Genomic DNA, 13,474 nt, shown 5'->3' on the forward strand with positions numbered 1-13,474 from the left:
GTTAGTTCACATCCACGTCGAAGACGTCGCGTAGCCCGTCTCCGATGAAGTTGAACCCGAGGACAGCGAACGAGATCGCCAGTCCCGGGAACACCGCGATCCACCAGTAACTGGTGACGTAGTTGCGACCCTGTGCGATCATCGCCCCCCACGTTGGAGTCGGTGGCTGCGCGCCTAACCCGAGGAACGAGAGGCCCGCACCGACGAGAATGACGAACCCCATGTCGAGCGTGGCCTTGACGGTGATGGGGCTCACGACGTTGGGGAGTATCTCTTTGAACGTGGTTCGGAGCCAGCCAGAGCCCAACGCGCGGCTCGATTCGATGAATTCGTCCTCTTTGATCGAGAGCACTTCCCCTTGGACGAGCCGGGCGTACCACGACCACCAGGAGAACGCGATAGCGACCATGACGTTGAACAGCGACGCGCCGGTCGCGGCCACCACCGCCATCGCTAGCAATGTCGGTGGTATCGCGAGGAAGATGTCGGTCACTCGCATGATAACCGCGTTGGTCGCCCCTCCGAGGTAGCCGGCGACCAATCCGAGAGTGACACCGACGCTGATCGCGATCGAGAGCACCACGATCCCCATCAACAGCGAGAGCCGCGCACCGAACAGCACCCGACTGAAGATGTCACGGCCGGTCGTGTCGGTTCCCATCGGATGTTCGAGGCTCGGCGGTTCGTGTGCGCGGTCGAAGTGAACGCCGGGCCCCGAATCGCTTGGATACGGTGCAATCACTGGCGCGAAGATCGCCGCGAACACGAGCGTCAGGATCATCACCAGTCCGACTATCGAGAGCTTGTTCTGGGCGAAGCTTTGTGCGCCACGTTTGAGTTGCTCGATCCGCTGTTGTCGGGCGGTATTGTCGGATTCGAACGGTCGATTGTCTGTTTCAGTAGCCATCTATTCTTCCCCCAATCTGACACGCGGGTCGAGGTACCCGTACAGGAGGTCCACGACGAAATTGGCGCTCACGAACGCCACGCCGACGACGATAGTGACGCCGACGATGGCGTTGAAATCCTGATAGAGGATGGACTCCACTCCGTACCGAGCCATCCCCGGCCACGCGAACACGATCTCCACGAGGAACGCGTTGCCCAGCAGGAACCCGAACGCGAGTCCGATAACCGTAAGCGAACTCGTGAACGCGTTGCGGAGCATGTACTTGTACTCGATGAGGTTGTTCGGAAGCCCGTACGCCCGCGCAGCCAGTACGTAGTCCTTGCGCTGTTCGTCGATCATGTCCGAGCGAATGAGTCGCATCACCTGCGCCAGCGTCGCCAGTCCGAGCGCGAACGAGGGCAATACCAGATGTGTTGCCGCATCCACGAACGTCCCGAACTGACCCGCGATCAGGCTGTCGACGAGGTACAGATGGGTGACCGCCGGTGGTGGCGCGACGCCGTCACTGAGCCGACCTGACAGTGGAAGCAACCCGAGCGACACCACGAAGATGATCTGCAACACGATAGCCACCCAGAATCGAGGCATCGACACGCCGAACAGGGCGGTGATACGTGAGACGTGATCCTGCCAGCGGTCCTTGTTCGTGCCCGCAATAACGCCGAACGGGATCGCGAGCAGGACCGCGAACACCAGTGTCACGACCGTGAGCTCGAACGTCGCGGGGAGGCGTGCGATGATGTCGTTGAATACGTTGTTGTTCGTCCGTAGCGACATCCCCCACTCACCCTGCAGGACGCCTATCAGCCAATCGACGTACTGGACCGGCAACGGCTGATCGAGGCCCATTTCGGCCCGCAACGCCTGGACCTGCTGATCGCTCGCCTCCGGTCCGAGCGCGAGGCGGACTGGATCCCCCGGAATGACCCGGGAGATGACGAAGATGAGCACGGAGAGCCCGAACACAACGGGAACGGACTGGAGTGCTCGCCGAGCGAGGTAGTCAACGTATGACATTGTGTGTGCGTAGTGGTGTACACAACTGCACGCAACTGGGAGGCGACACGAGCTAGTTCGCCCGGCCGTCGCCGTCGCGATGCATCGAATGCACGTCCCAGTCGAAGGACATCACGCCCTGGTATTCCCAGCCACCAACGTTTTCGTTGATGCCGATGCGGTAGGGCGGGTTGGCGATGTAGACGCTGGGCATTCCCTCGACGACAAGCTCCTGGGCCTCCCGATACCGGTCGAGACGCTCCTGAAGATCGGTCGTGCCCCGGGCCTCTTCCAGTACCGAGGTTATCTCGTCGGTCGTGTAGAACGACTGAGAGATGTACGACCCGAACGACGACGGGTGGTACATCAGATACGTGTGGCTGTCGGGCGACGGCATCTTCGCGGTGTGGAAGATGTTCGTCATGTGGGCGGTCTCCTCCGGATCGGTTGCGCGATCGGTGATCGTGGCCCACTGCTGGGGGTTGATCTCGACCTCGATCCCCAGCTCACTGAGACCGGATTGGTTGAGCAGACCGATCTGACGCTGCAGCTCCGTCCCGGCGACCACCACGTGTTCGAGGCCGATCTCGTTGATCTCCTCTACCGTGTAATCCGACTGATCAAGGAACTCTTGGGCCCGCTCGAGGTCCTGCGACATCGGCGAGAGATCGCCGTTGTGTCCGGCCATCTCGCGAGGAACCGGACCCGCAGCGACCGCGCCGCCGCCGATGATATCGTTGACCGCGCTTTCGTAATCGAAGGCGTACGCGATAGCCTTCCGAACGTTGACGTCGTCCGTCGGCGCCTTCTGCGTGTTCAGCGGGAGGTGGAACAACTGGAGCTGCGGCACCTCCGGGACCCGCACGTTGGACATCGAGTCCATCTCCTCGTAGGCCTGCGTCCCCATGTACTGGTCCGTCATGTCACCGTTCCCCTCACGCATCGTGTTGATGATGGTCGACTGCTCGGTGATGACCGTCGACCGGAACGTGTCGAAGCTGTTGTCGTCCCAGCCCTTCCAGTAGTCCTCGTAGGCCGTCGTCTCGATGGACGTGCCCTGACTCCAGTTCTCGAGTTCGTATGCCCCCGAGCCGGCGGAGTTGTCTTGAAGGTAGGCGTTGCCGTAGTCGCCGTCCTGTTCGTTCTCTTGGACGACGGCACTGTTGACGATGTAAAATTGGACGAACGTCGCGAGCGCCGGACCGTACGCTTGGCTGAATTCGAACGCTACCGTCCGCTCGTCTCTGGCGGTTACGTCCGAGGGGTCGATGTAATCGAGCCAGAAGGACGAGTATCCCGCCTCCATGTTGAGCATCCGGCGCATGGAGTAGACGACGTCCTCAGCCGTCATGTTCGATCCATCCGTGAATGTCACATCGTCCCGAATGGTGAACACCCACGTCGAGCCGCCATCTTCGGTCTCCCAACTATCGGCGATATGATTGGTGGGTTCGAGCGATTCGGGGTCGACGGTGACGAACTCGTCGTAGAGGTTTTGAGCGGCTAACCCCTGCGTGTAGTCCACCTGTTCAGCCGGGTCGAGGGTCCCGAATACCTGGCCGGCGATGAAGTGGAAGTCGTTCGTTCCGTCACCACCATCGTTCTGTTGTTGAGAGCTCCCGGAATCATCCGAGTCTGCAGTTGTATCTCCCGTTTGGTTGGTTTGGTCACCACTTCCGGCACAGCCAGCGAGCACAACGCCGGTCGAACCTGCGCCCACTAACTTGAGGAACCGCCGACGATCTGTGTTGCTAGTCCCCATGTCTAACGGACACATACCAATATGTTATAAATGCTTCGCAGAATGTAGTTTATTCGGGCGTGAGATGTGGTAAATCAATTACTAAAACTTGAATCACAACCATTATGCAAGTATGATCGTAGAAACACGTCTCGCTGCCTCCGATTCGACCACGGTATTCTGTAGGGGCAACAACATGACTGGTCGCGAGCCCAGCGCAGAAAAGCTGTCGAGCAACTGTTTTGTCATCGCCCTTTGAATCGCACGACTACTGGATAAATAGCTCCGGTGTGTCGTGGAAAAACACGAATTCCCGGGATTTATTTAGATCAGTGACAGTCGTATGCAGTACGTCCGAGTCCTGGACATCGTCGACAAATTGTATGTCGACAGCCGGGTCGTAGTACACTGGATAGAAGACCGCTCGCTCGAACGTCGTCGATTTCAGAATAATGAGGAACAGGTTCACCTCGTCGGCCGCTGCCTGGTGCGTCTCGTACTCGTCGAACTCACTGTCGTCCTCGCCCACGAACTCGGACAGTGCATCGAGTTCCGAGTCCGGTACCGTAAGTCTGAATGCTGGGTTCGAATCGTCCTCAGCCGGCTGTGGAACGACATCGCCAGGGTGGAGAACGAGTGTCTCCCAGCCCTCCGCATCGTACTCTTGTGTGAGTCGCTCGATCTCATCGGTCATCTCATCCCACCGAACCAGCGCCTTGTTCATCCGATTAAACTTGTCTCGGCTCATCTTCCTAGAGCCAAAATCTAACACCTAAAACGCCTTGCCCATGTGTGAGCAAGTGTTCGAATAAGAATTGGAGATGAGCGGGCGTGTTTTAAATTATCAGCGGACAACGTATGATATCCAGCGGATCCCCTGCCGGGCAACCACCGCGGGATGACTGTGTGAAGCGCCACGTCCTCGACAGTCCGCTGCCTGTGGCGGCGAGATCTACTGAAGGTCATAGGGTCGATACTCCTCCAACGGGCCCCACCGGACACGTTTTGTAGGGCCTCACCGAAGGAGAAACAAATGCATCGACACTGGCACATCGCCCTCGTCGCCGTGGTCATCCTCCTCGCGGGCTGTACCGGGGGAACGCCGGGTGCCACTGTCGACACCGAGTCGCCAGTGTCGCCGTCGCCTACAGCATCCGCCACGGCTCAGTCACAGGCCCCGTCTCCCGAGGGAACGATGGAGATCCACTTCATCAACGTGGGGCAGTCTGCGAGCACGCTCATCATCGGGCCCACGGGCGAGACGATGCTCATCGACACGGGCGATTTCCGCACCGACGGCGAGCACGTCCTCGCGTATCTCAAAGCGAACGATATCGAGCGAGTCGACCATCTCGTCGTCACCCACAACGACGCCGACCACATCGGGGGGAACGCCGCTGTGATCGAGTATCTCGAAACCGAGGGTGAGGGGGTCGGCGCCGTGTACGACCCCGGGATCGCCGCGAGCACGCAGACGTACGAGGCGTATCTCGACGCCGTCGAAGAGTACGATGTCACGCTGTATGAAGTGCGTGAGGGTGACCAACTCCCGTTCGAGGGCGTCGAGACCCGCGTGCTCGGGCCGCCCGATCCCTATCTGGATGTCGACGGCCGCAACGAGAACGGCATCGTGCTCCACCTCACGTTCGGGCAGACGAGTTTCCTCCACACGGGTGACGCCGAGGAGCGCCAGGAGGAGTACCTCGTCGACGAGTACGGCGCCTCGCTCAACGCGACCGTGTACAAGGCGGGCCATCACGGGAGCGATAGCAGTTCCAGTAGCGAGCTACTGGATCTCGTCTCGCCGAAGGTCACGGTGATCTCGAGTGCGTACGACTCGCAGTACGGCCATCCGCATGAGGTCGTGCTCGAACGGTTCGCCGAACGCTCGATTCCGGCGTATTGGACGGCAACCCACGGGACCGTCGTCCTCGAAAGCAACGGCTCGGCGGTCACAGTCAAGACCCAAGCCCGTGCCCCGACGAACCCCCTCGAACTCCGCGAAGGGGACCCGATCGAACCGGGGACGACGACACCCGTCGAGGACCGCGCTGTGATTGCCGCTGCGGACGGAGGCGTCCAAACGGTCACCCCGGGTACGACCCCGACCGCGACACCCATGGCGACGGCTACCGACGGCGGAACTGACTCCGGTGCGCTCGTGCTCGCCGAGGTCCACGCGGACGCGGAGGGCGACGATCGAGAGAACCTGAACGACGAGTACGTCGTCTTCGAGAACACCGGCGACAGTACGCTGGATCTCTCCGGGTGGACGGTCGCGGACAGCGCCGACCACGTGTACACGGTGCCCGAGGGGACGACGCTTGCACCCGGCGCTCAGATCACCCTCCACACGGGGAGTGGCTCGGACACCGACACGGACCTCTACTGGGGCGCATCTGCACCGGTCTGGAACAATGGTGGGGATACAGTAACGGTCCGAACGGAGGATGAGACGATCGTGCTGCAGGAGGAGTACACCTAATGACGGATGATACCGCCGACGTTCCCGACGGGAGGCACACGGCAGTGGTCGATCGCTTCGAGGGCGACCTCGCCGTGCTGGAGGTGACGACACCGGATGGGCTTCGAGAGTTCGTCGTCGACGAGCAGGAGCTGCCCGAGGATGGCCGACACCAGGATGCCGTCCTCGAAGTAACGGTGAAATCGCAGGAGCTGGTGGACGCCATCTACAACGAGCGGGAGACCGAGTCGCGAGCGGGGTCGGCACAAGATCGGTTCGACCAACTCTCGAATCGGCTCGGGTCGGAGCGTTCAGACGACCACTCGTGAATCGCCTTGGTAAGGACCGAGCCTCCCCGTGATTTCTCCTCTCTACAACATTGTTGAAGCATTAATTGTCTGAATAGTCGTACTCCGCTTCCAGTGACTCGCAGAAGATCGAATCGATCTCGGTGACGAGGTCGTTGTTGTCGCCGATGAGATCGACGTACGCCGTCTCGAGCGCATCGATGTACGCGGTGAAGAAGTCCCGATCCTCGGCGTCGATGTCGTACGGGACAACGATCTTGTCTTTCTTGTTGCCAGTGATCGTCGCCCGCCCGGGGAGCGCCTCGGCGATCTGGGGTTCGTTGGCGTCGAATGTCCTGGAGAACGTGTCGATGAACCGCTGATCGTTCGCCCCCATATTCCGGAAGTACACCTTCAGCGTCCGCTCGCCGATGGCGAGATCCCTGTTTCGCCCCAGTCGGTGGTGAAAGCCGATCCGGACGTCGTTGCGGTCGTCGGGACGGCTCTGAATCGTCCCCCCGAGATCATCGAGGTGTCGCCACCACCCGTCTTTGAAGATCATCCCCCAGTCTGAGCTGTTCGAACGGAAGTTCCACGGTTCGGCATCACCCCCCGTCCGAGTGAGGATGAACCGGGTGACCTGTTCGTCGTCGTGATTCGGCACCGAGCCGTGGCCGTCTTCTGCAAGGGCGTTCCCGAGCCTGGCGCCCCACTCGCCAGTAAACCGGTCCCACGCCTCGTCAAAGGTGTCGGTAACGTCGCTGATAGCATCGTAGTGGTCGAGAAACAGTGCGATCTTCTCTCGCTCGTTCTCCTGGTGTTCGGTCATGCCGGTGATGTTCGCGATGTCGTCGGTGAACTCGTGCAGCTGTGCGACCGTCCGCTGTGATAGCCGCGAGCCGTTGTCGAGGATGAACGGGTTCAGCACGTCCCGACACAACTCCTCCCACGTCCAGTTGGAGAACTCGGGCTCGTTGGCGGTGGGTCGATCCCGTGGACGGAGATAGACGTAGTACGCTCCAGACTCGTAGGTTTCCTGGGGATCACCGCCGAGGTGCGTCACATCGCGGTAGTAGAATTGCGTCTGGGTGTCCTCGGCGCCGAATTTCAATTCGACCATGAGGAACCACTCGTTGGGAACCTCGATGAGGAGATCAACGATCCCTGAAGACACCACGGTGCCGTCTTCTTCTTCTTGGGTTACCCTGGCCTGTTCGTCGACGACGATGTCGGAGAGGTCGTACGTGTCCTCCTGAAACCCACACTCCGCAGGCAAGCCGTTGAGAAACGTACGGAGGAGGTCTGAGTCCATTCCATGTGGCTCCTCCGGGTCAAGGAGGTACTTGAGGAACCGATTGACATACACCTCGGCCTTTCGCTGCGTTCCGAGCGAGTATTCGATGACGCTCATCAGGGTCCGCGGGGATTCGGGAACGGCGGTCATCTGCTCCCAGCGGTGCTGAACCGTGTCGAGTTCCTCGCTCAGTGTCTGATCGGGGCCCATCGGATGTTCACTCGAATAACCTGATTGTCACGTGACTTAACGTTGGCCGGCGGAGGAATGCACCCGAACACTGGTTTGGAGAGGCTTGGAGATGGCGGATTCCCCACTGTAATATTATCGCGCTTTCGATACGGATCTAACTTTCTCAGAGTACGACGCTGCAGACAAGAAGGCAGCCTGGAATCGCGGCAACAGCGGCGCCGCGATCGCGACCGCAGTGCGAGAGCTCGGGCTTGCAGATCGCGTTGGTGACGCAGCGAGCGACCAGCTCGTCGTTGCCCACGAGCACGACCGATTCCGTGGGCGTGGGCTTCGACCCTTCGCTGCCGCCGCACTCCGGATCGACAGCATCGTGGCCGGACTCGCACGACTGTTGTGTCGGATCGCTGCCGCACTCGATGTCAATGAACTCGCTGCCCGAGAGGCGGTCAAACAACTGCAGGGGACGGGCGAGGTACCGCTCGAGCTCACGGATGTTGAGACGGTGCTCATCCAACTGTGCTTCGAAGCAGATCCACCCGACGCTGTGGCGACGGAGGCGTTCGCTTGTCTCGAAGCACTCGACGATGCGGGCATGACGATCAACCGATCACGGGCATGAATCGCCGCCGCGTGTCTCGTGTACGCGTACGATCAGGTCGAACTCGCCTCATCACCAATACACGAGGAGATCGCCACGATGGCGGGGACAATCATGACACGTACACGCGTCGCGATGAACTGGAGGCTGTCCTCGAGGCGGAGTGATGAGATGAGTTGGACGTCAGTCAATTAGCCTCGATTTCAAACCGGACACCGTCGAGCACCTGAGCGTCTGAAATGCTGATCTGCCATCACTGGGCAGCGACAACCTGGCGGACAGTTTCCATACCCATCCCGTTTCCTTCCGTCTCGTCTTTTGTGAGAATCCCGGTTTGAATACGTCTTCACGGTCCGCAGGATCAATACCGTGGCCGTCATCCTGGTAGTTGAATCCGTCCTCAGTCTCGCTGATGTGTACTTGGATTTTCTCCTGGGAGTTCAGTACTCCACGTGGCTGCGCGGTGGTGTGAGTGCTCCGAATCAATGGCCTCCAGAGTCTACAGTTAGACCTGGAGGGTGCGCTGGTAACTCACATCAGGCGGGCGCTGAGGAATCAAACAAGCAATGAGATATATCTAATTTCTAGTATATACTATAATTTGTTAATTCGGATATCGTGAACCATTCTAGACGGTTGTACGGTGGCCAAAAATCATTCCTACAGGTCCCCCGGGTGCAAATCGAGAATAAAGGCTTTTAGCGGCTACAGAACTATAGAATTTGATTTCTGTCCCAAAGCGTCGTCGAAGTGCATAGAAATAGTTAATATTCAAAAATAGACCCTTCAATAATTGTGGCGTGGCTTGGTATCGGTACACCCTCATCACAAGTTCCGTGACCCATGTAATCGCAGCTCGAGTGCTACACCCAGAAAAATTTATATCTGGATTATTATGGTAGCACTATTATATCAGACTTCAATAAATTTAGAGAACGGTTTCGATAGGACCGGTTTCAAGCACGACACGAAGTCGGTGGTACCCCTAGAGACGCCGCAATGGTTGTCGCAGTGAGTCGTGCTCGCGACGGGTTCAAAACCGAGGTCGGTGGGGAGTGGTTCGTGCGGGGGTGGTCGGGCGTGGTGGCGCCTTGGTCAGATCTCAGTGAGGATTGGGTAGGTGTCTTCGACTGCCGCAGCGTCCTCGGGCAGCAGTGCGGCAACGAGGTAGTCGGGGTATGACTCGAAGTGCGAGATCAGTCGGGCGATACGGTTGGAGTCGATGGCTTCCAGTGAGTCCAAGAGCATGAACGGCACCTCCTCGTGTACGTCGTGAACGAGGTAACCCGCGAGTGCGAATACCAATCCGGTTACCTCGCGCTCACTCTCGCTGAGATGGCCGAGCTGGTCCTCGTAGGCCGCGCCGTCCTCGGATTCACGGACGATGTGGAGGGTGAATTCGTCCTTGGATACCTTTCGACGGCCTTCTTTCACCTCGGTCTCGGTACGCTCGATCCAGATGCGCGCGAGATTGTCGTACTCCAGCGCCGACAGTACCGTGTCCATATGGTCGTTGAATGCTTCGACCGCCTCCGCTTCGATCTGGTCGATGCGCGTTCGCATGTCCGTCAGCTCCGACGCGAGCGCCTCGCGTCGCTCCCGCAACTCCGCACGCCGGTCCAGCTCTGCTTCTATCGCTTCGATCTCCTCCGTGAGGTCCTCGCGCTCACGCTCCAGGCGGTTCAGGTCGACTTCTAACTGGTTGGCCTCCTTGTGCAATGCGAGCACGGTCTCGTCGTGCTGTGTCTGCAGCGTCTCGATCTCATCCTCGACCGCCGAGATGCGGTCCTCGAGCGTCGCCCGACGGTCCTCCAGTTCATCGATACGGTCCTCGCGCGACTCGATCTTGGACTCTGTCTCGCGAAGTCGACGCTTCACCTGCTCGCGCTGGCGCTGCTGCTCCTCGAACGTCTTGCGCTCCGCTTCGAGGTCGTCGATTCGGTCCTCGATGTCGTTGCTCGCCTGAAGCTTCGATTTCCGGCGGTCCCGGAGCCGCTCGAGTGTCTCTTCGATGTGCTCGCGGTCGGCCTCCCGCCCGCACGTCCAGCAGACAACCGACATCGAGTCCTCGACGAGCTTGTCGGTGACGTCCCCCGACTCGTCGTTCGACGCCGACGCCCCGACGGCGTCGAGGTCGCCGGCCCTCTCTAGGTTATCCTCGTTGAACTGGATGATGCGCTGGAGCGTGTTCAGCTCGGATTGAAGTGATTGTTTCTCCGCCCGTAGGTCATCGATCTGGGCGTCGATCTCCTCGATCTCGCCGGCTGGCGCATTGGGAAGGTCCGCTTCGTCGTCGGCGAGGTCATCACGGCGGGCGTTCAGGGAGTCTAGGCTCTCGCGCTGTGCCCGAATCTCCTGACGGACGCTCTCCAGTTCCGAGCGGATGTCGCCGAGCTCGGACATCTTCTCCTCGACTGCGCGCTTGTCCTCACGGGTCTCGTCCACGGACGCTTCCGCGTCCGCCAGCTCCTCGCGTTTCGCCGCCAGTTCTGCCTCCGTCTCTTCGATCTGTTCGGTGAGGTCCGCGCGTTTGCTCTGCAGTTCGGGGAGTTGCTGTTCGAGCGTCGAGAGTTCCTCAAGTTCCTCGTCGAGCCGGGCCCTCTCGTCCTCGAGGGACTCGATCTCGCGCTGGATGGAGGCCGTGTCGACGGGCCGCATGATTATCTCGCGGAGGTCCTGTTCGGTCAGGACGGCAGTTCGGGTCTCGTTGGTCGCGAGCAGGAACGCGAACAGGTCCGCGAGCTCCGGGTCGTCGAGGTACGGGTCGCCGTACATGTTGACGGTGCCGTTCGACCGCGTGAGTCGTCGGGTGTACGTCTCGCTGCCGACCTCCAGTTCGATATGGCCTTCATCGGCGTCGCTCTTGAGGGAGACATCGTCGCTCCCGAGCGCGCCCATGATGGCGCGAAGAAGGGACGTCCGGTTCGTAGCGTTTCGCCCCGAAAGGGCGTTCACGCCAGGTTCGAACGTCACCGTCGTCTCGTCGATACCGCCGACGTTCTCGACGGATAGACGGACTGGTTGGTCTAGAGTCGTGGAATCGTTCATACTCCAGGGCAACGCCCGTTCACGCCTAAAGTGTTCGTACTGTTGCGGCGGGTGCGAGTGACGGCACGCGTCTCAACCGCGTCGCTCAACGAGTGACCAGTGGGGGTTCGCCGAGGTGAGGCAGGCCGTGGGGGGACCGGGGCGGTGGTCAGTTCTCGGTCGCGCACTGGCAGCCGTCGCGCTCGATGAACGTGGTCACGTCGTAGCTGCGCCCGCAGTTCTCACAGAGCACCTGGATGTCGTTGAGGATGCTGAACTGGCCGACGTCGAGGATGTCGTTGTTCGCGAGGGATTCGATTGTCTGTTCGGCGACGGCCGTGGTACGGCCGCGGAGTCGTTGGACCGTGTCGACGGCCGAGGCCTTCCGGTCTTCGGGGGTTTGTTCGGGGCGTTCGAGCTCGCGGTGGTTCTTGAGGTACCGGTGGATGGTCTGGTGAGAGACGAAGTCGTCGGTGACCGCGTCGACGTCGACGCCGTGTTGTTCGAGTCGCGATCGGACGAGGGCAGCGTCGCCCGTGTCGTCGTCGGTGAGCCGGCGGTATAGTTGGTCGACGGTGCCGGTGAACGTGAAGGCGTCACTTCGGTCGACAGCCGCCTCCAGCACGCGCTTGTTGAACAGGGTCGCGAGGTCGCGGGTGCTCGATTGCTCGCCATCGACGCCCAGCCAGCGCGCCTCGAGTTCGGCTCCGAGGTCATCGAGGCCGTACGCCTGGGCGACGCGGTCGACCTTGTTTGAAGGCGTCGTGCGCTCTCCGGTCATAGGTGAGAGTCTCGCCGCCGAAAGTTATAGCTGTGCACTGGCGGGCATCGAGGCACATCGACGGTTCCGGGTTCATCGGAGGTGGAGCGAGCGCGTGGATACCTCCACGTCAACATCTGTGTTACAATTATAGAATCGTAACGCAAGGGTGGTTCGGTGTCGTTCTGCCTCGGTGGCGGCGTTCACGCTCAGTGAATACCTCCGATGACGTGGCCGGAACGTCGACGCAGTCTCGGGGTCGAGGGAGTTGGACTGCATGGTTTCGGCGGGTCTGTGCAACGGTTTGAAGGCAATGTGTGGCGGCTGGGTCGCCTTCGCGTACACCATCGGTGAACGAGGTTGGTCAACTGTGGGTGAGCTGGAGTGAGAGTTCGCTCGCGGCGCGCTGGACGGCCTGAGCGTACTCGTCATCGAGGTTGTCGACGGCCGGCGAGCCGGTGGGAACGGAGATGCTGATGGCGCCGACGTCGCCGGTCACGTCGTCACGAATCGCAGCGCTCACCGCTTGGATGCCCGTCTCTCGCTCCCCTTGGTTTCGAGCATAGCCCCTAGAGCGGATGGCTTCGAGCTCGTCGTGGAGGGCGTCCGGTTCGGTGATGGTGTGGGGTGTCTCCGCGGGGAGGCCGGTGATCTCGACGTAGTTCTGAACGAATTCGTCGTCTGAGGCGGCGAGCATCGCTTTTCCGGCGCCGTTCGAATGCAGATTGAACCGAGCACCCATCGAAAGCGAGGCCTTGAGATTGTAGCGGTCGTTCGACCGGAAGAGGAAGACCCCCCGGTCCTCGTCTCTGATGGAGAGCAGCGCCATCTCACCGACGTCGGCGACAAGTTCCTCGATCTTGGGGCGGCCGTACTTGTAGATACGACAGCGGTCTCGGACGACGCCGCCGTGTTCGAGGAGTTTGAACCCGACGCGGTACTGGCCGTCGCACTGACGGACGTAGCCGAGATCGACGAGCGTCCGGAGGTGTTTATGGACGGTACTTTTGGGAATCCCGAGGGCAGTGGCGAGTTCGGAGACGCCACACGCCTCCTGGTCTTGGAGTTCTTGGAGGACCTCATACGAGCGTTCGACAGATCCGATCGTTCGCTGCGACCCGTTGTTTGCCATGTCAGGGAGTGTGGAGTCTTAGCACTAATAGTTCACTCCTGATGAACGGCCGATCCTTGCAGACGACTCGGTC

The 13,474-nt window shown here is 60.3% G+C and carries 11 protein-coding genes; 3 read left to right on the forward strand and 8 right to left on the reverse strand.

Going from position 1 to position 13,474, the window contains the following annotated elements:
• Nucleotide 1: 1 nt before the first annotated feature.
• The 4 genes from K6T36_RS11340 to K6T36_RS11355 form a co-directional block, all read right to left on the reverse strand.
• On the reverse strand, nt 2-907 hold the full coding sequence (locus K6T36_RS11340) for an ABC transporter permease (RefSeq protein WP_222921379.1): 906 nt from the start codon (nt 905-907) through the stop codon (nt 2-4).
• Nucleotides 908-1,927 (reverse strand): ABC transporter permease, encoded by a 1,020-nt coding sequence (locus K6T36_RS11345; protein ID WP_222921380.1) that lies wholly within the window; start codon nt 1,925-1,927, stop codon nt 908-910.
• A 52-nt stretch (nt 1,928-1,979) separates the two neighbouring features.
• On the reverse strand, nt 1,980-3,431 hold the full coding sequence (locus tag K6T36_RS11350) for an ABC transporter substrate-binding protein (protein ID WP_225935111.1): 1,452 nt from the start codon (nt 3,429-3,431) through the stop codon (nt 1,980-1,982).
• Between the two features lie 484 nt (nt 3,432-3,915).
• Complete coding sequence (locus K6T36_RS11355; protein WP_222921382.1) at nt 3,916-4,395, reverse strand: DUF7529 family protein; 480 nt, start codon at nt 4,393-4,395, stop codon at nt 3,916-3,918.
• 285 nt (nt 4,396-4,680) lie between these two features.
• Between K6T36_RS11355 and K6T36_RS11360 the strand changes: the two genes are divergently transcribed.
• Together K6T36_RS11360 and K6T36_RS11365 are read left to right on the forward strand one after the other, a co-directional pair.
• A complete protein-coding gene (locus tag K6T36_RS11360) occupies nt 4,681-6,132 on the forward strand; it encodes a lamin tail domain-containing protein (RefSeq protein WP_222921383.1) in 1,452 nt (483 codons plus the stop codon).
• Nucleotides 6,132-6,440 carry a DUF3006 domain-containing protein gene (locus tag K6T36_RS11365; RefSeq protein ID WP_222921384.1) on the forward strand — a complete coding sequence of 103 codons (309 nt, stop codon included), beginning with the start codon at nt 6,132-6,134 and terminating at the stop codon, nt 6,438-6,440. The genes K6T36_RS11360 and K6T36_RS11365 overlap by 1 nt, the downstream gene beginning before the upstream one ends.
• A gap of 61 nt (nt 6,441-6,501) precedes the next feature.
• Here K6T36_RS11365 and K6T36_RS11370 read toward each other — a convergent pair whose 3' ends face one another.
• Nucleotides 6,502-7,902: a PD-(D/E)XK nuclease family protein gene (locus K6T36_RS11370; protein WP_222921385.1), complete on the reverse strand. Its 1,401-nt coding sequence runs from the start codon at nt 7,900-7,902 to the stop codon at nt 6,502-6,504.
• A gap of 217 nt (nt 7,903-8,119) precedes the next feature.
• Here K6T36_RS11370 and K6T36_RS11375 point away from each other — a divergent pair, with 217 nt between their 5' ends.
• Nucleotides 8,120-8,503 (forward strand): cyclin family protein, encoded by a 384-nt coding sequence (locus K6T36_RS11375; RefSeq protein WP_222921386.1) that lies wholly within the window; start codon nt 8,120-8,122, stop codon nt 8,501-8,503.
• A 1,074-nt stretch (nt 8,504-9,577) separates the two neighbouring features.
• Here the strand turns inward: K6T36_RS11375 and K6T36_RS11380 are convergent.
• The 3 genes from K6T36_RS11380 to K6T36_RS11390 all read right to left on the reverse strand — a co-directional run bounded on the left by K6T36_RS11380 (nt 9,578) and on the right by K6T36_RS11390 (nt 13,401).
• Entirely contained in the window at nt 9,578-11,530 is a 1,953-nt protein-coding gene (locus K6T36_RS11380) for an archaea-specific SMC-related protein (RefSeq protein ID WP_222921387.1), read from the reverse strand.
• 148 nt (nt 11,531-11,678) lie between these two features.
• Nucleotides 11,679-12,290, reverse strand: coding sequence for a rod-determining factor RdfA (gene rdfA / locus K6T36_RS11385; protein WP_222921388.1), 612 nt, complete (start codon nt 12,288-12,290; stop codon nt 11,679-11,681).
• A 343-nt stretch (nt 12,291-12,633) separates the two neighbouring features.
• A complete protein-coding gene (locus K6T36_RS11390; protein ID WP_222921389.1) occupies nt 12,634-13,401 on the reverse strand; it encodes an IclR family transcriptional regulator in 768 nt (255 codons plus the stop codon).
• Nucleotides 13,402-13,474: the final 73 nt, after the last annotated feature.

The organism is Halobaculum roseum, assembly GCF_019880245.1.
GTDB lineage: Archaea > Halobacteriota > Halobacteria > Halobacteriales > Haloferacaceae > Halobaculum > Halobaculum roseum.

What these genes read in the sequence shown, in the direction of transcription:
- K6T36_RS11340 (WP_222921379.1), bottom strand. Translation starts at nt 907, where the DNA reads ATGGCTACTGAAACAGACAATCGACCGTTCGAATCCGACAATACCGCC.
- K6T36_RS11345 (WP_222921380.1), bottom strand. Translation starts at nt 1,927, where the DNA reads ATGTCATACGTTGACTACCTCGCTCGGCGAGCACTCCAGTCCGTTCCC.
- K6T36_RS11355 (WP_222921382.1), bottom strand. Translation starts at nt 4,395, where the DNA reads ATGAGCCGAGACAAGTTTAATCGGATGAACAAGGCGCTGGTTCGGTGG.
- K6T36_RS11360 (WP_222921383.1), top strand. Translation starts at nt 4,681, where the DNA reads ATGCATCGACACTGGCACATCGCCCTCGTCGCCGTGGTCATCCTCCTC.
- K6T36_RS11365 (WP_222921384.1), top strand. Translation starts at nt 6,132, where the DNA reads ATGACGGATGATACCGCCGACGTTCCCGACGGGAGGCACACGGCAGTG.
- K6T36_RS11370 (WP_222921385.1), bottom strand. Translation starts at nt 7,902, where the DNA reads ATGGGCCCCGATCAGACACTGAGCGAGGAACTCGACACGGTTCAGCAC.
- K6T36_RS11380 (WP_222921387.1), bottom strand. Translation starts at nt 11,530, where the DNA reads ATGAACGATTCCACGACTCTAGACCAACCAGTCCGTCTATCCGTCGAG.
- rdfA (WP_222921388.1), bottom strand. Translation starts at nt 12,290, where the DNA reads ATGACCGGAGAGCGCACGACGCCTTCAAACAAGGTCGACCGCGTCGCC.
- K6T36_RS11390 (WP_222921389.1), bottom strand. Translation starts at nt 13,401, where the DNA reads ATGGCAAACAACGGGTCGCAGCGAACGATCGGATCTGTCGAACGCTCG.